19 protein-coding genes are annotated in these 16133 nt (G+C 61.3%); 11 read left to right on the top strand and 8 right to left on the bottom strand.

Annotated features, from left to right (window positions below):
* Complete coding sequence (locus VGO04_RS28235) at window positions 1–123, top strand: hypothetical protein (protein ID WP_327499285.1); 123 nt, start codon at window positions 1–3, stop codon at window positions 121–123.
* 116 nt (window positions 124–239) lie between these two features.
* Here the strand turns inward: VGO04_RS28235 and VGO04_RS28230 are convergent, their stop codons facing one another.
* Together VGO04_RS28230 and VGO04_RS28225 are read right to left on the bottom strand one after the other, a co-directional pair.
* Window positions 240–1619, bottom strand: coding sequence for a sensor histidine kinase (locus VGO04_RS28230; protein ID WP_327499284.1), 1380 nt, complete (start codon window positions 1617–1619; stop codon window positions 240–242).
* Window positions 1616–2293, bottom strand: coding sequence for a response regulator transcription factor (locus VGO04_RS28225; RefSeq protein WP_327499283.1), 678 nt, complete (start codon window positions 2291–2293; stop codon window positions 1616–1618). Before VGO04_RS28225 ends, VGO04_RS28230 begins: the two co-directional genes overlap by 4 nt.
* A gap of 77 nt (window positions 2294–2370) precedes the next feature.
* On the opposite strand from VGO04_RS28225, the gene VGO04_RS28220 reads away from it, so the two are divergent.
* Complete coding sequence (locus VGO04_RS28220) at window positions 2371–3438, top strand: ABC transporter substrate-binding protein (RefSeq protein ID WP_327499282.1); 1068 nt, start codon at window positions 2371–2373, stop codon at window positions 3436–3438.
* 18 nt (window positions 3439–3456) lie between these two features.
* Here VGO04_RS28220 and VGO04_RS28215 read toward each other — a convergent pair whose 3' ends face one another.
* Window positions 3457–3906 (bottom strand): DUF1801 domain-containing protein, encoded by a 450-nt coding sequence (locus VGO04_RS28215; protein WP_327499281.1) that lies wholly within the window; start codon window positions 3904–3906, stop codon window positions 3457–3459.
* A 54-nt stretch (window positions 3907–3960) separates the two neighbouring features.
* Window positions 3961–4440, bottom strand: coding sequence for a DUF1801 domain-containing protein (locus tag VGO04_RS28210; protein WP_327499280.1), 480 nt, complete (start codon window positions 4438–4440; stop codon window positions 3961–3963).
* A gap of 460 nt (window positions 4441–4900) precedes the next feature.
* Between VGO04_RS28210 and VGO04_RS28205 the strand changes: the two genes are divergently transcribed.
* From VGO04_RS28205 to VGO04_RS28185, 5 genes are all read left to right on the top strand, one after another.
* A complete protein-coding gene (locus VGO04_RS28205; RefSeq protein WP_327499279.1) occupies window positions 4901–5845 on the top strand; it encodes a tripartite tricarboxylate transporter substrate binding protein in 945 nt (314 codons plus the stop codon).
* Window positions 5842–6333 (top strand): tripartite tricarboxylate transporter TctB family protein, encoded by a 492-nt coding sequence (locus tag VGO04_RS28200; RefSeq protein WP_327499278.1) that lies wholly within the window; start codon window positions 5842–5844, stop codon window positions 6331–6333. Before VGO04_RS28205 ends, VGO04_RS28200 begins: the two co-directional genes overlap by 4 nt.
* Before the next feature lie 14 nt (window positions 6334–6347).
* A complete protein-coding gene (locus tag VGO04_RS28195) occupies window positions 6348–7865 on the top strand; it encodes a tripartite tricarboxylate transporter permease (protein WP_327499277.1) in 1518 nt (505 codons plus the stop codon).
* Between the two features lie 158 nt (window positions 7866–8023).
* Window positions 8024–8191 carry a hypothetical protein gene (locus VGO04_RS28190; RefSeq protein WP_327499276.1) on the top strand — a complete coding sequence of 56 codons (168 nt, stop codon included), beginning with the start codon at window positions 8024–8026 and terminating at the stop codon, window positions 8189–8191.
* Between the two features lie 269 nt (window positions 8192–8460).
* Window positions 8461–8628: a hypothetical protein gene (locus tag VGO04_RS28185; RefSeq protein ID WP_327499275.1), complete on the top strand. Its 168-nt coding sequence runs from the start codon at window positions 8461–8463 to the stop codon at window positions 8626–8628.
* Window positions 8629–8728: 100 nt separating this feature from the next.
* Here VGO04_RS28185 and VGO04_RS28180 read toward each other — a convergent pair whose 3' ends face one another.
* The 3 genes from VGO04_RS28180 to VGO04_RS28170 form a co-directional block, all read right to left on the bottom strand.
* On the bottom strand, window positions 8729–9004 hold the full coding sequence (locus VGO04_RS28180) for a hypothetical protein (protein WP_327499274.1): 276 nt from the start codon (window positions 9002–9004) through the stop codon (window positions 8729–8731).
* 135 nt (window positions 9005–9139) lie between these two features.
* Complete coding sequence (locus tag VGO04_RS28175) at window positions 9140–10222, bottom strand: DUF475 domain-containing protein (RefSeq protein ID WP_327499273.1); 1083 nt, start codon at window positions 10220–10222, stop codon at window positions 9140–9142.
* Between the two features lie 366 nt (window positions 10223–10588).
* Window positions 10589–11038 (bottom strand): Rrf2 family transcriptional regulator, encoded by a 450-nt coding sequence (locus VGO04_RS28170; RefSeq protein WP_327499272.1) that lies wholly within the window; start codon window positions 11036–11038, stop codon window positions 10589–10591.
* A gap of 124 nt (window positions 11039–11162) precedes the next feature.
* Here VGO04_RS28170 and hmpA point away from each other — a divergent pair, with 124 nt between their 5' ends.
* From hmpA to VGO04_RS28150, 4 genes are all read left to right on the top strand, one after another.
* A complete protein-coding gene (gene hmpA, locus VGO04_RS28165; protein WP_327499271.1) occupies window positions 11163–12377 on the top strand; it encodes an NO-inducible flavohemoprotein in 1215 nt (404 codons plus the stop codon).
* A gap of 315 nt (window positions 12378–12692) precedes the next feature.
* Complete coding sequence (locus tag VGO04_RS28160; RefSeq protein WP_327499270.1) at window positions 12693–13601, top strand: DMT family transporter; 909 nt, start codon at window positions 12693–12695, stop codon at window positions 13599–13601.
* Window positions 13602–13686: 85 nt separating this feature from the next.
* Window positions 13687–14082, top strand: coding sequence for a VOC family protein (locus VGO04_RS28155; protein WP_327499269.1), 396 nt, complete (start codon window positions 13687–13689; stop codon window positions 14080–14082).
* A gap of 129 nt (window positions 14083–14211) precedes the next feature.
* Window positions 14212–14988, top strand: a complete 777-nt coding sequence (locus VGO04_RS28150) for an ABC transporter substrate-binding protein (RefSeq protein WP_327499268.1) — start codon at window positions 14212–14214, stop codon at window positions 14986–14988.
* A 68-nt stretch (window positions 14989–15056) separates the two neighbouring features.
* Here VGO04_RS28150 and VGO04_RS28145 read toward each other — a convergent pair whose 3' ends face one another.
* Complete coding sequence (locus tag VGO04_RS28145; protein ID WP_327499267.1) at window positions 15057–16115, bottom strand: GNAT family N-acetyltransferase; 1059 nt, start codon at window positions 16113–16115, stop codon at window positions 15057–15059.
* Window positions 16116–16133 lie beyond the last annotated feature (18 nt).

Genomic DNA, 16133 nt, shown 5'->3' with positions numbered 1-16133 from the left:
ATGTTGTCGCAGCGCAAGCTCGCGAGCCAGTTTCAGCCGCGTTTCGTTCTTCAGCTTTGGAACGCGATGCTGCGGGTACAGACCCGCGAAGCAGCTTCTCTCTTCGGCCATCGCGGCCGCTAAACGCGAATTTCTACAAATACTTGGGCATCGGGGCGCATCGTAGGATTGCCTGCTGGTGGCTACTGCCTCATCCGGGCTCGACTTTGTGGCGCGTGAATTGGGATACCGTCCTTCATTCACGCCTGTGGGAAGCGGATGCTCACCTTGAGGCCGCGGCCATCGGCGCCTTCGCTTAGTTTGGTCGTTGCTCCGTAAAGCTCGGCGATCTCCTCAACGATCGGCAGGCCGAGCCCCGAGCCCGGCGCTTCGCTGCCGCCACGCTCGAAACGCCGAAGCACGGTCTTGCGCAGTTCCGGGCGAATACCAGGCCCATTGTCCTCGACCTCCAGCGATACCGCCCCCTCCCTTGCAAGGACACGCGTCGTGACCTCGGCGCCGCGCCCGGCGTAAAGCAAAGCGTTGCCGATCAGGTTCTTGAGCATTTCTCCGACGAGCAAGGGTTCGGCGCGAATAAAGGCTTCGCCTTCGCCATCAAAACCAAGGTCGATGTCTGCATCGCTTGCCGCAGGAACGTGCTCTCCGGTGATCTCCCGCACGAGTTCTATGAGATCGACGCGCTCCAGCATCCGCGCCTCGTCCTTGCCGGCGGCATCGATTTTCGCCATCAGCAGCAATTGCCCGAGGATGCGCTCAGCATCAGCGACCGCCTCGTCGGCTTTCTTCACCGCGCCCCGGGTTTCCTCGATCGATCCGGCGCGCTGAGCCAGGGCAAGTTGCGTGCGGACGATTGCAAGTGGCGTCCGCAGTTGGTGGCTGGCGTTGCCTGTGAAATTGCGCAGCGCCCCCAACGCCGATTCCAGACGACCCATGAAGGAATTGACCGTATCGACCAGTCCTTGCACCTCGTTCGGCACCCGTTCGCCGATCGGGTGAAGGTCGTCGGGATTGCGCTCGGAAATCGCATCCCCCAACCGATAGAGAGGACGCAAGGAAAACGTCACCGCGATCCAGACGATCACAGCTGCACCGGCAATCATCATTCCGAGGCGCAATGCGGACCGCACGAGAATGGTTTGCGCCAGTTGTCGGCGCGCGATCGTCGTTTCGGCAACGGTGACGACGAAGGGAACGGAATTGATGCCCGTCGATGCTGAGCGGCGAAGCGCTGCAATGCGGATCGGCTCGCCACGGAAGACCGAATCCGCAAAAGTGGTCGATGCTCCAGGCTCTTCCGCCAACGACGGCAGCGTCTGGTAGCCGGTGATGAACTGGCCCGGCGGTCCGTCCACGCGATAGAAAACCCGGTCCTGTGCCGCCGAGGTCAGCATTTCCAGTGCGACATAGGGAATATCGACTTCAAGCGAGCCGTCTTCGGCCACCACGACCCGCTCGGCGATCGCAAGTGCCGAGCCGGCGAGAACGCGGTCCGAGACGACGTTGGCAGTCTTCACGGCCTCATGGTAGGTGTCCGTGAGCGCAATGACACCGATGACGGCGGTCGAGATCAGCAACCAGCCGAGCAGGCGGCGGCGAAGGGAATAGACCGCCGACCTCATTCCGGTCCGGCCGATTTGTCGAGATAATAGCCGATGCCGCGCGCCGTGCGCACTGTCAGCCCGTGCGGCGCCAGGCGCTTGCGCAGCCGGCTGACATATTGCTCAATCGCGTTGGGGCTCAAATCGTCGTCAAAGCCGGTCAGCGATTGCATGATCGCATCCTTTGCGACCACCTTGCCCGCCCGCATGAACAGGAGCTCCAGCAGCCCGAGTTCACGCGCCGGGATCTCGATCGGAGCACCGCCCGACGAGAAGCTGCGGGTATTGAGATCCAGCGAGACGTTGCCGTAGCTTACGGACGATGCCCTGAGACCCGCCTGCCGGCGCAACAGGACGCGCACGCGCGCTTCGAGCTCGCCGACGTCGAAAGGTTTGATCATGTAGTCGTCAGCGCCGAGATCGAGCCCCTTGATCTTTTCCTCCGGCGCGCCTCTCGCGGTCAGGATCAGCACCGCCGCACGGTTCTGCCGTGCGCGCATGGCTCGGAGCACGTCAAGCCCGTCCATTTCTGGCAGATTGAGATCGAGAATGACCAGATCGAAGGTTTCGGTGGCGGCGACTGCATGCGCTGACGCACCGTCGCTGACGACATCGACGGCATAGCCGCTGCCGCGCAAGATCGCTGACAGACCTTCGGAAAGGTCCTGGTTGTCTTCAACAAGCAAGATACGCAATTATCGTCACTCCCTGCGCCACCTTATCCGCCGATGCCTTGCTTGTGAACGGTGCGCTCCTGAGGCATTGTGGATTCATGCGGTTCTTGATTTCTTTTCTTTTTTTCGCCCTTTCTCCCCAGCTGCTCTATGCGGCGCCGATCATCTTTCCGGCCCTTTCCGGCAAGGCCGACGCCCGCACTCTGATCGTCTATTCGTCCTTGGACGAGCCGCTTGCAAAACCGATGATCGTCGGTTTCCAGAGGGCCAATCCGGATGTCGCCGTGCGCTACGAGGACATGCTGACCGGCGAAATCTACGACCGCATCATCAAGGAGACCGACGCTGGGATGAAGACGGCGGATTTCGCCTTCTCGTCCGCCATGGACCTGCAAGTCAAGCTCAGCAACGACGGTTACGCCCAGCGCAGCGACCTGCCGATGAGCGACCGCTGGCCCGCCTGGGCCAACTGGCGCAACACCGCTTACGCACTGACCTTCGAACCGGCGGTCTTCGTCTATCACAAACCGAGTTTCACGACGGAAAAGCCGCCTTCCACCCGGGCTGAGTTCGTCGACTACCTCAAGCGCCAGGGCGCCAACGTCTTTGGACGCATCGGGACCTACGACATCGAACGGTCCGGCGTCGGCTTCCTGTTCATGTCGCGCGACCAGGAGCAGTTCGGCGATATCTGGGATGTGATCCAGGCCATGGGGGCTGCCGGCGTCAAGCTTTATTCCACCAGCGAAGCGATCCTCGAGCGTGTGGCAGATGGGCGCTTCGTGCTCGGCTACAACATCCTTGGCTCCTATGCAGCCGACTGGGCCGCCCGGCACCCGGATGTCGGCATCGTGCTGCCCAAGGACTACACCGTGGTGATGTCGCGTATCGGTCTCGTGCCGCAGGCTTCCGCATCGCCGGATCTCGGCCGTCGCTATCTCGAGTTCTTCATGTCGAAGGAGGGGCAGACGATCATGGCGCGCGAATTGCAGATACCGGCGGTCAGCCCCGAGGTCGCCGGCGAAAACACCGCCAACACGATGCAGGAAATGCTCGGCGGCCAGCTCCGCCCGGTTCCCGTCAGCCCCGGCCTGATGGTCTATCTCGATCAGGTGAAGCGGTCGCGGCTCATCGCCAAGTGGAACGAAGTGCTGCGACACCACTGACAAATAGCCGGGGATCCCCTAAGCCTTCGTCCTCGACCGCCCGCCACGCGCCGCCTGGGCCGAAAGGTTCAAATCCACGGCAGAGCGTATCAGCGCCGTCAGCGCCTCCTCATCGAGCGCGTCGCCTTCGTGAAGGTCAATTGCCCTTCGGGTATTGCCGTCGAGGCTTGAATTGAAGAGACCCACCGGATCGGAAAGCGAAGCGCCCTTGGCAAAGGTCAACTTCACGACAGCCTTGTAGGTCTCCCCAGTACAGATGATGCCGGCATGCTCCCATACCGGAACGCCTCTCCACTTCCATTCCTCGGTCACATCGGGGTCGGCCTTTTTGATGAGGCTCCTCACACGTGCCAACATCTGACCGCGCCAGTCGCCGAGCTCGCTTATTCTCGCGTCGATCAGATCAGACGGAGAAGCGCCGCCTTCAGTTGAACTGTTCGCCTTGGTCGCAGCCGTCGTTTTTGCCATTGTTTCCTTCTCCAGTCTTTTCTTCGCTATCGCCCGCACCGCGGGCCGCATCCATCACATGCGCTCGCCGGGCAAACGGCTCGCTTGTGTCACCCACTCCAGGAACTGGGCTTCGTCAATTTTATCGTGCTCGTGGATATGGAAATAGCGCACGTCCCCGCTTTTGGAGCTGACCGGCGGCAGAGGACTGAGCGATGCGCCACGGAAAAACGCGACCTTGATGTACTTCGCAAAACAATGCACGCCCAGAAACCAGCCGTCGCCTTCCATGCCGTAAAGCGGAGAGTTCCATTTCACTGCCTTTTGCACGCCGGGAACTGCACGCGCGATGATGGTGTCAAGGCGGTGTCCGACCTCGCTTTTCCAGCCCGGCATTGCCGCGATATAGGCGCGCACCGGCTCGTCGCCGTAGCCCATTTCGATCTGCGGATTGCCACCCGAAAGCAACGTCGGCTCGCCCGCGCTCTGCTTGGCGCCGTCGTCCAAGGAGGGCGGCTTACGCCCGCTTGCTTTTGCCGCAACTTGCTTGCGCATCGCACATCCTTTCGGAAGGTCCCAGAAATGATCGGCGCGAAGCTACCACAACTCGCTGTCGCGAAGGCACCGCTTCTAGCGGGTGTCGTGCAGTCGGCGACAGATCGCGCGAAAACAGGCGACGTGGACGATTCGGCTGCTTGCAGGCGGTCGAATCCATTCGAAGTGGTCTCCTCTCGGCCGAAAGCAGAAGCAATCTCCCTCCTCCAGGCGCAAGAACCTAAGATTTCGTAAATGGCATGCCTTGAAATTCGCATTCGGGACTTGATGTCAGCTAAATGTCAGCTTTCTATGATCGCTTAGGGTCACTGGCCCCCGTGGAGGCGGGCAGCCGGTTGCGTACTGGGAGGAAGCCACCAATCCGGTCAAGCGATAAGGGATAAAAGATCCCGTCGCCGTCTTCCCGTCCGCACATAGCAACAAAGTGCGCGGCGAAAACGCGCCTCACGGAGGACTGACCTTGAAACATTTTTTCCTCGCAACGATTCTGGCCGGCGCCATGTCGCTTCCGGCTTATGCCGCTGACTACACCATCATCGCGCCGGCAAATCCGGGCGGTGGCTGGGACCAGACGGCCCGCTCGCTTCAGACCGTCCTGCAGCAGGAAGGCATCTCCGGCAACGTTCAGGTTCAGAACGTTCCTGGCGCCGGCGGCACCATCGGCCTCGCCCAGTTCGCAAGCCAGCAGAAGGGCAATGCAAACGCCCTGATCGTCGGCGGCTACGTCATGGTCGGCGCGATCCTCACCAACAAGTCCCCGGTCACGCTCAAGGACGTAACCCCGATCGCGCGCCTCACCGGCGAATACGAAGCGATCGTCGTTCCGGCTTCGTCCGAAATCAAGACGATGGCTGACCTCGTCGCGGCCCTGAAGAAGGATCCGGGCGCCGTTTCCTGGGCTGGCGGCTCGGCCGGCGGTACCGACCACATCGCCGTTGGCCTGATCGCCAAGGCAGCCGGCGTCGATCCGACCAAGATCAACTACATCGCCTATTCGGGCGGCGGCGAAGCACTTGCCGCGATCCTCGGCAGCCAGGTGACGGCCGGCATTTCGGGCTACGGCGAATTCGAATCGCAGGTCAAGGCCGGCACGCTTCGCCTGCTCGCCGTATCCGGTCCGGAGCGCGTCGCTGGCGTCGACGCTCCGACGCTGAAGGAATCCGGTCTCGACGTGGTTGTCGAAAACTGGCGCATGGTCGCGGCTGCTCCGGGTCTGTCCGACGAGCAGAAGGCTGCCGTTTCGGCTGACATCGAAAAGCTTGCCAAGTCGGCCGGCTGGCAGGAAGTGCTGAAGACCAAGGGTTGGCAGGACAGCTATCTCGCCGGTGACGCCTTCAACACCCAGCTCGACAAGGATGTTGCGGCCACCGAAGGTGTTCTCAAGGACATTGGACTGGTGAAATGACCAAGGGGCATAACCCTTCAACTTCAACGCGTCGCCCGGATCGGGCGGCGCTCTTCATCGCGGCGGTACTCGCCGCTATCGCTGGCCTCATTTTCTGGGACGTGTCGCGCCTTGCAGGTGCTGCCGGCTACTCCCAGGTCGGACCGACGACGGTCCCCTATGCGATTGCCTGCTGTCTCGCAGCCCTCGCCGTCTGGACCATCTTCGCTGCATTCCGCAACGATTTTCCAGAGCGCGAGCGCCAGGAAATCGCGCCGGTCATCTGGATCGTGGCAGGCCTTGCAGCGCAGATGCTGCTCTTGAAGGTCGCAGGCTTCTCGATCGCCACCGGCATTTTGTTTGCGCTCACCGCGCGTGGCTTTGGCAAGCGCAAGCTCTGGTTCTCCCTGCCAGTCGGCATTGCGCTCTGTTTCGCCGTGTGGGTGATTTTCGCCAAGCTTCTGCAGTTGTCGCTGCCCGCGGGGCCGCTTGAACACCTGTTCTTCTAAGAGGGCCGTCGACCATGGCTACTTTTGACTTCCTGATTCAGGGATTGTGGGTTGCTGCCCAGCCGATGAACCTGCTCTACGCACTCATCGGCGTGACGCTCGGCACGGCTGTCGGCGTTCTTCCCGGCATCGGCCCGGCGCTGACCGTGGCACTTCTCTTGCCTGTCACCTACCAGCTCGATCCGGCCGGATCGCTGATCATGTTCGCCGGCATCTATTATGGCGGCATGTATGGCGGTTCGACCACTTCCATCCTGCTCAACACGCCAGGCGAAAGCGCCTCGATCGTCACCGCACTCGAAGGCAACAAGATGGCGCGCGCCGGACGCGGGGGTCCTGCCCTAGCCACCGCGGCCATCGGCTCGTTCGTCGCCGGCCTGATCGCGACGCTGGGCCTCGCCTTCATCGCCCCCTATATCGTCAAGCTGGCCCTGGTCTTCGGTCCGCGCGAATACTTCGCGCTGATGGTTCTTGCCTTCGTCACCGTATCTTCGGCATTCGGCGACAGCACCCTTCGCGGCCTGACGGCGCTCTTCGTCGGCCTCGCGCTTTCCGTTGTCGGCATCGATCAGCTGACCGGCCAGGCCCGTCTCTCCTTCGGCGTTCCCGAACTGCTCGATGGCATCGAAGTCACCACCCTTGCCGTTGCCATGTTCGCCATCGGCGAGACGCTGTTCATCGCCGCCCAGGGCGAAAAGGGTCCCGACAAGGTCGAGGCCGTGCGCGGTTCGGTCTGGATGAGCAAGCTCGACTGGGCACGCTCGTGGAAGCCCTGGCTTCGCGGCACGTTAATCGGCTTCCCGATCGGCGCGATGCCGGCCGGCGGTGCGGAGATTGGCACGTTCCTCTCCTATGCGGCGGAAAAGAAGCTGGCAAAGCACCCGGAAGAGTTCGGCCACGGAGCAATCGAAGGCGTTGCCGGTCCGGAGGCCGCCAACAACGCGTCGGCCGCCGGCACGCTCGTACCGCTTCTCACACTCGGCCTGCCGACGACGGCAACAGCCGCAATCATGCTCGCCGGCTTCCAGCAGTACGGCCTGCAGCCGGGCCCGCTGTTGTTCGCCACCAACCCGCAGCTCGTCTGGGGCCTGATCGCCAGTCTGCTCATCGCCAACTTCATGCTGCTGGTCCTGAACCTGCCGCTGATCGGGCTTTGGGTGAAGCTCCTGACGATCCCGAAGCCTTGGCTCTACGCTGGCATCCTGCTCTTCGCGACGCTCGGCACCATCGGCGCCAACCCGTCAGTCTACGAACTCGGCATGTTGCTCGCCTTCGGTCTGCTTGGCTACGCCATGCGCGTCTTCGGCTATCCGATCGCCCCCGTCGTCGTCGGCCTGATCCTTGGGCCGCTCGCCGAGCAACAGCTCCGTCGCGCTCTTGCCATCAGCCAGGGGGACATCTCGGTGCTGTTCACCTCGCCGATCGCCGCCGTGCTGCTCGTGATTGCGGCAGCCGCTCTGATCGTGCCTTTGATCCTTCGGGCACGTGGCCGCGGCGAGGTACTCTCGCAGTTGGCAGCCAACGAAGACTAATAGCGCCTCCTCTCAAGGCTATCCGCAGGCCCGGCCGGTTTGAAGACCTGCCGGGCCTGCTTCCTTTGCATGGCTGGGGTGCCCAATTGTGCATTGCAATATAGCCGTCGAACCCCCATCTTTTGCTCATCGAATAGAAAACGAAAGCGAGCAAGACGATGGCTACCACAACTTATCACAAGGGTTTCATCGGCCGTGCCTTCGCAGTTCTCGGCGCTGCTAGCGCTGCCGCCGCCGCTGTTGAAGGTCACCGCCGCCCGAAGGCAAGCGACCTGCGTACGCTGGGCATCGACCCGGCAATCTTCCCGGACACGCGCCGCGGCTAACATATTCCAGCGCGCCGTGAGGTGCGCCTTATCCTCCCAAGGATGAAACGGCTCGGGGTCGACTGACCACCGGGCCGTTGTTTATTTCCCGGACATGGCGTGGGAAGCGGCGCCTCCGCTTTTGCTGAAAGTACCCGTCGCAAACACCCCGGCATCACGGATAGGGCTTGCTTCCCTTGCATGGCTGGGCTGTTCGATTGTGCATTGCAATATCGCCTGCACGACCCCATCTTTTGCTCATCAAACAGAAAACGAAAGCGAGCAAGACGATGGCTACCACAACCTACCACAAGGGTTTCATCGGCCGTGCCTTCGCAGTTCTCGGCGCTGCTAGCGCTGCCGCCGCCGCTGTCGAAGGTCACCGCCGCCCGAAGGCAAGCGACCTGCGGACGCTGGGCATCGACCCGGCAGTCTTCCCGGACACGCGCCGCGGCTAACACATTCCAGCGCGCCTTGAAGGCGCGCTCTATCCTCCCAAGGATGATACGGCTCGGGGTCCTCAAGACCGCCGGGCCGTTGTGCATTTCAGGTCATGGCCTAGCCGCTACGGCCGAAGGAAAAGAGCGCGCGCAGCCTAAGGCGCAGGATGTAGGACCAGGGGACCTCGGCATCGATCGCGTCATATCCGGCCCGCGTCAGCGAGAATTCGACGCGCCCGGCATCTGTCTCTCTGCGTGTCATGTACTGCATGTTGAGTGCGCGGAAAACCGTCGCATGCAACTCCTCGGGCCAATAGATCTCTTCGGCCGGCACTCGAAAGGCACCTGCCCTGTAGAGCTCCTCGAGAACCTTTCTCAAATCATCTGCGAGCATCCGGCGTTTATCCGGTGGCCTGGGCCTTTTGGCAATCCAAGGACCACGACAGCCCAACAAAAAAACGGCCCGGCGTCTCCGCCGGGCCGTCGATGCTTCGCGAAATGCTTGGGCTTGCGCCTCAGGGCGACGCCTTTACTCGGCGTGCGCGCCCGAGAGCTCCTGCTCCCTTTCACGCTTGTTGTAGCGGATCGACGACCAGAGCGAGATGCCGATGAGGGCGGCGCCACCGAGACCGGTGATCACTTCCGGGATGTGGACGAGCGTCTGGAAGTACATGACGACCGAGAGGATCAGGATCGCGTAAAACGCACCGTGCTCCAGGTAGCGGTACTCGCTGAGTGTTCCCTTTTCCACCAGCATGATCGTCATCGAGCGCACATACATGGCGCCGATGCCCAGGCCAATCGCGATGATGAAGAGGTTCTGCGTCAGCGCGAAGGCGCCGATGACGCCGTCGAACGAGAAGCTGGCGTCGAGCACCTCGAGATAGAGGAAGGCGCCGAAGCCGCCCTTGGCCGCAGCACTCAAGGTTTCCTGCTGGGCGTCGAGCAGGCCGCCGACCACTTCGACCACCAGGAACGTCAACAGGCCATAGATGGCCGAATAGACGAAGGTGTGGACATCTGCCGGATCGAGCAGCGTGGAGAAGCCGAGGATCAGGGCGAGAACAAATGCAATCTCGATGCCCTTGATGGTCGCAAAGCGCGCCATCTTGGTCTCGACCCACTTGATCCAATGCACGTCCTTCTCATGGTCGAAGAAGTAGCTGAGACCGACCATCATCAGGAAGGTGCCGCCGAAGGCTGCGATCGGCAGATGCGCGTCGTTCATGATGCGCGCGTATTCCTCGGGCTTGCTTGCCGCCAGAACGATCGCCTCGATCGGACCGATCTTCGCCGCGATGACGACGATCAGAAGCGGGAAGACGATACGCATGCCGAAGACGGCGATGAGAATGCCCCAGGTCAGGAAGCGATGCTGCCACTCGGGCGTCATGTCCTTGAGCTTGTTGGCATTGACGATGGCGTTGTCGAATGACAACGAAATTTCGAGCACCGCAAGCACGGTGCAGATGAAGAAGACCGAGGCCATGCCACCGATGGTGCCGGTCGACTGCCAACCAAGCCAGGCGCCGAGCACAAGGCCGACCGCCGTGACAATGAAGGCCCAGGTGAAATAGCCGAGCGCGCTCGTGTGCGATAGAGGCTGGTTCATCGACGTGCCCCCTTCGCCCGAACAACACCGGATTCGGTGAAAAATTGTGGTTTCAAAACGGAAATGCGCACGGCCGAAGGGGCACATGCGTGAGGCATGAGATCAGTTGTCATGAGAGCTAATCCGCCGGCTAATTTGCTGGCGGTACCGACATCACGAGAGCGCCGTAAAAACTCTCGCCAGAGGGGCCCGGCACCAGTGTTCATCCCGCGGCCCGATGTCTGGGCGGCGGGAGCGATTTTCTAATTAGCAGCGTGGGGTCGAACGTCAAGGGGGCCGGCCGCGCTTTCGCGTGCGATCACCATACGATTGCGGTCGGCAGCGCGGTAGACTGCGCTGGCGCTACGTACCGATGATCAAGCCCGCTCACAAGGCGGAGCCATCCGCGCGGTCTTCCGCCTTGAAACCCAGGAGCGCAACCAGTGCCGATCGCCTGCCGATGAGATCAGCAAGCGTGTATTTGTCGAAGACCGAAACGAACGCCGCGGTTGCTTCCGAAAGCACAATAGGCAAGGTGCAGGCAGGCGCGATGAGACACCCCTCGCAATCGATCAGATCGGTCAGCTCTTCCGTATGGCGCAGCAGAACGCCGAGGCTGATTTCGCTCGCCGGCTGGGCAAGCCGGATGCCGCCATTGCGTCCGCGTACGGACTCAAGGAAACCGGCATTGGCGAGATCCTGCACAACCTTCATCATGTGATTTTGGGAGACAGAAAAGGCGTCCGATATCTCCCGGATCGAGCTCAAGCCTGACGGTCGTGACGCCAGGTAGATCATCAGCCGCATCGCATAGTCTGTGTACTTGGTCAGCCGCATCGCTCGCCTGCGTCAAAAAGCCCAGCCGTAAAACATGCATTTCATTAGCATCTTTAATGCAGGCGATATAGATGTATCTCAGATGCATGTTTAATGCGTGCACGTTGAACAGAAAGGAATGATCATGCCGAAACCGCTTCTCCCCGAGACCGTTAGCATCGTGAAAGCAAGCGCGCCGGCACTTGCGGCACATGGCGCCGAAATTACCAGGAGCATGTACGCGCGCCTGTTTCAGGACGATCATATTCGCGCCCTGTTCAACCATTCCAACCAGGGCGAAGGCGGCGCGCAGGTCAACGCCCTTGCGGGAGCGATCCTCGCCTACGCGCAGAACATTGACAATCTCGGCGTTCTCGCGCCCGTGGTCGAGCGCATTGCGCACAAGCACATCGGCTATCACATTTTGCCGGAGCACTATCCGTTCGTGGCAAAGGCGCTGCTTGCCGCCATCAAGGATGTGCTTGGTGACGCGGCGACCCCTCAACTTCTCAATGTCTGGGGCGAGGCCTATTGGTTCCTGGCCGATATCCTGCAGGAGCGCGAAGCCGAGATACGCGAAGAACTGCGTGGGCGCTCCGGCGGCTGGAACGGCTGGAGAGACTTTGTCGTTGCCTCGAAGGTGCGGGAAAGTGATGTCGTAACGTCTTTTGTGTTGAAGCCCGTCGATGGCGGCCGTGTCGCGCGACACAGACCGGGTCAGTACCTGACGCTCCGGTTCAAGTCGGCAAACGGCGCGGAGATGAAGCGTAACTATTCGATATCGAGCGGTCCGGACGACAGCTTCTACCGGATCTCGGTCAAACGGGAAGCCCAGGGACAAGGCGGATCACTCTACCTGCATGATGAGGCCGCGGTCAGCACGGTCTTGAGCATCACGCCGCCGGCGGGTGACTTCTATCTGCCGGAAATCCCGGCAGCACCGGTCGTGTTGCTGTCAGGTGGTGTCGGGCTGACGCCGATGGTCAGCATGCTGGAGACCATTGCTGCGGAACACCCCGATCTTGAGGCGCACTTCGTCCATGGCGCATTGAACAGCGCCACGCACGCCATGGACCGTCACGTGCGCAAGCTCGCGCGCGCTCACGGCAAGATCAAGGTCAGCAGCTTCTACAGCGAACCGACGAGCAACGATGCGGCCGGTCTGTCCCACGACTTCGACGGTTTCATCACCGCGGAATGGCTTCGAAAGCACACGCCAATAGACGCGGCCGAATTCTACCTCTGCGGACCGAAACTCTTCCTGCGCTCGCTCGTCCCGGCCTTGGCGCGAGAAGGCGTTTCCAGTTCACGGGTTCACTATGAATTCTTCGGACCGTCGGACGAGATGATTGCGGCTTGAGGGCTTTGGTCGGCTGACGAGTTGGATCGGCAGCGCGGATGGCCGCAACGATCGGTTGACGACAGTGCCGACGCCATCCGCACAATAGCCACTTCTTCCGAGGCAATACCGGTAGTCAGCCCCGACCGGGCATTACGAGCCTCAGACCGTCGATCAGCGCGTCGGCCTGAGGCCCGCGCGTCAAGGCGAGACGTTAAATTTCGGATAGCTACCGGAACAGATCATTCTCAAAACTTATGGATTCATCGCCAATGCGCGATGGATCGCCTTCTTGGAATATGGCATGGGCTGCGTAAATCGCTGAAAGTCCCGCACATGACCGTGATCTCCACGTCCGTAACCGCTCCGAACGCCGCCCGAACCGGCGTCCTCATCATGCTCTTGGGCATGCTGATGTTCTCGCTAAACGACGTCATGGGCAAATGGCTGGTGGCGACCTATTCCGTCAGCCAGCTGATGGTGATCCGTAGCGTTGCGGCACTCCTTTTCCTGTCGCCGTTCATTCTGAAGCGCGGTTTGCGCTCGATGTTTCAGGTCGAGCGCCCGGGCCTCCAGGCCCTTCGTTCGCTGCTCTTTGCCATTGACGCTTCGGCATTTTATTTCGCGGTCGCCTACATGCCGCTTGCCGATACGATGACCTATTGGCTGGCAGCGCCGATCTATGTTGCCGCAGCTTCACCGTTCCTGCTTGGCGAAAAGGTCGGTTGGCGGCGTTGGACGGCAATCCTTATCGGGTTTGCCGGCGTGCTGATTGCGCTGGAACCATCGAAGGAAAGCCTTGGCCTGCCGGCGCTGATCGCGCTTGCCGGCAGCACCGCCTTCGCGTTCGCGCTGATGCTCGGGCGCACGCTCCGATCGACGCCGGACACGACCCTTGTTTTCTGGCAGATCATCGGCGCGCTGATCTTCTCGCTCGTCGGCGTGGCGGCGAACCCCGCAGGCTGGGCACCGGTTGATGGCCAGGCGCTCCTCAAACTCGGCATGCTCGGTGTTGTCGCGATGCTGGCCCACATCCTGGTCAACCGGTCCCTCAAGCTCGCCGATGCTGCCACCGTCGTGCCCCTGCAGTACACCTTGCTTTTCTGGGCGGTGGTCTTCGGATGGTTCTTCTTTGGCGACACGCCCCGCCCGACAGTTATCATTGGCGCGGCCCTGATCGTTGCATCGGGCCTCTTCATCTTCTTCCGCGAACAGCAGTTGAAAAGACGGTCGGCGAAGGGCTGACCGACGACCGCCTTTTCAAGCAGGGTTCCATCGCCGGGCACTCTCTGCTACCTCCGCCGACGTTGCACGCTACAAGGAGGCGCAGGTGGCCAAGGCTATCCATTCGATGATCCGGGTTCTCGACGAAAAGAGGTCCGTCGAGTTCTATCGCGTGGCCCTGCAGCTTGACGTCGCCGAGCGCCTTGAATTCGATACGTTCACGTTGCTCTACCTCAGCAATCGCGAAAGCGATTTCGAGCTCGAACTCACCGTCAACAAGGATCGCACCGAAGCCTACGCACTCGGCGACGGCTATGGCCATCTGGCGCTTTCGGTCGACGACCTCGACGCCGAGCACCAACGACTGGGCGAAGCCGGGCTGAATCCGGGCAAGATCGTCGCGTTTAACCGCGACGGCGCGCTGTTGGCCCGCTTCTTCTTCCTGGTCGATCCTGACGGTTACAAGATCGAAGTTCTGCAGCGCCACGGGCGCTACAAGTGACAGTTCGCGAAGTGCCGACAATCAATCGAAGCAATACTGATTATCGCGTCTATCTATTTCGCTTATAGGCGGGTGCGACTTAATCTTCCCCGGAAGCATCAAGAATGATGCACAACAAGGGGAATGCGAATGAGAAAACAGATTGCAGCAGCCATGCTCGCCGCCTTGGCGGCAACCGCCTCGGCAAACGCCGCAGAGAAGATCAAGATCGGCACTGAGGGTGCCTACCCGCCATTCAATTTTATCGATCCGGCCGGCAAGATCGGTGGCTTTGACATCGACATCGGCCTTGCGCTTTGCGAGCGCATGAAGGTCGAGTGCGAGGTCGTAGCCCAGGACTGGGACGGCATCATTCCCGGTCTGCTTGCCAAGAAGTATGACCTGATCATCGCCTCCATGTTCATCACCGAAGAGCGCAAGAAGCAGGTAGCCTTCACCAACCCATACTACCTCGCCGCGATGACGCATGCCGCCCCCAAGGGCTCTGGCATCAAAGAGTTCACCAACGAGGCGCTCAAGGGCAAGGTGATCGGCGCGCAATCCGGCACGACCCAGGCCGACTATATCGCCGCCACCTACCCCGACGCAGAGATCAAGCTCTATCCAACCCAGGACGAGGCCAATCTCGACATGGTCAACGGCCGCCTTGACCTTCAGGTGGGCGATATGCTGCCGCTGCTCGACTGGGTGACGAAGAACGCCGATGGCAAAGGTTGCTGCGAACTAGTCGGCGAGCCGATCACCGACAAGAAATTCGTCGGCGACGGCGTCGGCATTGCCGTGCGCCAGGAGGATAATGATTTCCGCGAAAGGCTGAACAAGGCGCTCGACGAAATCCGCGCCGATGGGACCTACAAGAAAATCAACGACAAGTACTTCACCATCGACGTCTACACGATGAAGTGACGCGCCTTCGGCCACCGGCGCCGCCCACTGGAAAGCGGCCGCGCCCAAACGGGCGCGGCCGGTATCTCTTAATCGCCGCCGGCGGCGCGCTGCCGCGCTACGATCGCTTGGAATTTGGGGTCGTCGACGAGCGACTGTACGGCCCAGTAGCCTTCGAGCCATTCGGCCTCGCCTTCCCAGCCGCCCTCGACGAGCTGGCTGAGGTTGGTGAGCGCCCGTGAGCGTTCACCTGCAAGCGTCCATGCGCCCGCCGCATGAAACCGGTACCAGCCGATATGTTCGCTGGCCTTCTCCAGGTGCAGGCCCCAATCGCGGCAGGTCGCGAGATCGAGGTCGCCGACATTTTCCGCGGGCAGGTTTCCGCTGTAGGCAATGTGCCGGTCCAGTTCCGTCAGACCGCATGCCCTAGCAATCGCGATGGACCCCTTGTTCGAAGCATGCGTATGCCATTCGATCTTAGAAACGCCGCGCCTGACGCACTCCGCAACCGTCGCGGCTGCCGCAATCCTGGCCAAGCCTCGGCGGCGATAGGCGGGTTCGGTGCCGACACCGAGTTCGCATCGTTGGCCGCTGACGCTGTCAGTGGCGCAATGGCTGACGATGCATCCTTCGTGAAGCACGCAAAAGCCGACTGCTTTTTCCAGGAAGAGTTCAGGTGAGCTCCAACCGTCCATGAGATCGGTCAGCGTGTCGAGGTTGCCCGGATTAAGGGCGAGCAACGCGTGATCGATCGGCGCCAGGCGAAATCCATCCGGTAACGCATCGGACGCGCCGATCAGATGAGGTCTCCGCAACCCCAGCCTCACGCGCGGATGCGGCAGGGCGAAGGGATTGGACCAGACGTCCCGAAGACGATCCGCCCAGCGGTCCTCGACGAAGAGATAGGCCCATTGCGGGATCAGGTTGTTCAACGCCGCAAAACTGCCGGCAGCCTGGTCCGGCGAACCCGCGAGATAGTAGGCATCGCCATTTGACAGAAGCGCGACACGCGGTTCCTCGAAATGGTCGATCCATACGTCGCCGGCGATCGTGCCGTCGAGCACCGCCGACACAGCCACATGGACCTGCGACAGGTCCCTTAAGAGAGAGTGAGCGGCCGAGTAGCCCTCTTGCTCAAGTTGAAACATGAGTATGCAATCCTGTTG

The sequence above is a fragment of the Ensifer sp. genome (assembly GCF_035999185.1).
In the GTDB taxonomy this organism is placed as follows: Bacteria; Pseudomonadota; Alphaproteobacteria; order Rhizobiales; family Rhizobiaceae; genus Ensifer.
This window is presented reverse-complemented; position numbering and strand designations above follow the sequence as displayed.

Excerpts from the sequence above, each read along its gene's own strand:
- VGO04_RS28235 (WP_327499285.1), top strand. The coding sequence starts at position 1 with ATGTTGTCGCAGCGCAAGCTCGCGAGCCAGTTTCAGCCGCGTTTCGTT.
- VGO04_RS28230 (WP_327499284.1), bottom strand. The coding sequence starts at position 1,619 with ATGAGGTCGGCGGTCTATTCCCTTCGCCGCCGCCTGCTCGGCTGGTTG.
- VGO04_RS28220 (WP_327499282.1), top strand. The coding sequence starts at position 2,371 with ATGCGGTTCTTGATTTCTTTTCTTTTTTTCGCCCTTTCTCCCCAGCTG.
- VGO04_RS28215 (WP_327499281.1), bottom strand. The coding sequence starts at position 3,906 with ATGGCAAAAACGACGGCTGCGACCAAGGCGAACAGTTCAACTGAAGGC.
- VGO04_RS28210 (WP_327499280.1), bottom strand. The coding sequence starts at position 4,440 with ATGCGCAAGCAAGTTGCGGCAAAAGCAAGCGGGCGTAAGCCGCCCTCC.
- VGO04_RS28200 (WP_327499278.1), top strand. The coding sequence starts at position 5,842 with ATGACCAAGGGGCATAACCCTTCAACTTCAACGCGTCGCCCGGATCGG.
- VGO04_RS28195 (WP_327499277.1), top strand. The coding sequence starts at position 6,348 with ATGGCTACTTTTGACTTCCTGATTCAGGGATTGTGGGTTGCTGCCCAG.
- VGO04_RS28190 (WP_327499276.1), top strand. The coding sequence starts at position 8,024 with ATGGCTACCACAACTTATCACAAGGGTTTCATCGGCCGTGCCTTCGCA.
- VGO04_RS28185 (WP_327499275.1), top strand. The coding sequence starts at position 8,461 with ATGGCTACCACAACCTACCACAAGGGTTTCATCGGCCGTGCCTTCGCA.
- VGO04_RS28180 (WP_327499274.1), bottom strand. The coding sequence starts at position 9,004 with ATGCTCGCAGATGATTTGAGAAAGGTTCTCGAGGAGCTCTACAGGGCA.
- VGO04_RS28175 (WP_327499273.1), bottom strand. The coding sequence starts at position 10,222 with ATGAACCAGCCTCTATCGCACACGAGCGCGCTCGGCTATTTCACCTGG.
- VGO04_RS28170 (WP_327499272.1), bottom strand. The coding sequence starts at position 11,038 with ATGCGGCTGACCAAGTACACAGACTATGCGATGCGGCTGATGATCTAC.
- hmpA (WP_327499271.1), top strand. The coding sequence starts at position 11,163 with ATGCCGAAACCGCTTCTCCCCGAGACCGTTAGCATCGTGAAAGCAAGC.
- VGO04_RS28160 (WP_327499270.1), top strand. The coding sequence starts at position 12,693 with ATGACCGTGATCTCCACGTCCGTAACCGCTCCGAACGCCGCCCGAACC.
- VGO04_RS28150 (WP_327499268.1), top strand. The coding sequence starts at position 14,212 with ATGAGAAAACAGATTGCAGCAGCCATGCTCGCCGCCTTGGCGGCAACC.
- VGO04_RS28145 (WP_327499267.1), bottom strand. The coding sequence starts at position 16,115 with ATGTTTCAACTTGAGCAAGAGGGCTACTCGGCCGCTCACTCTCTCTTA.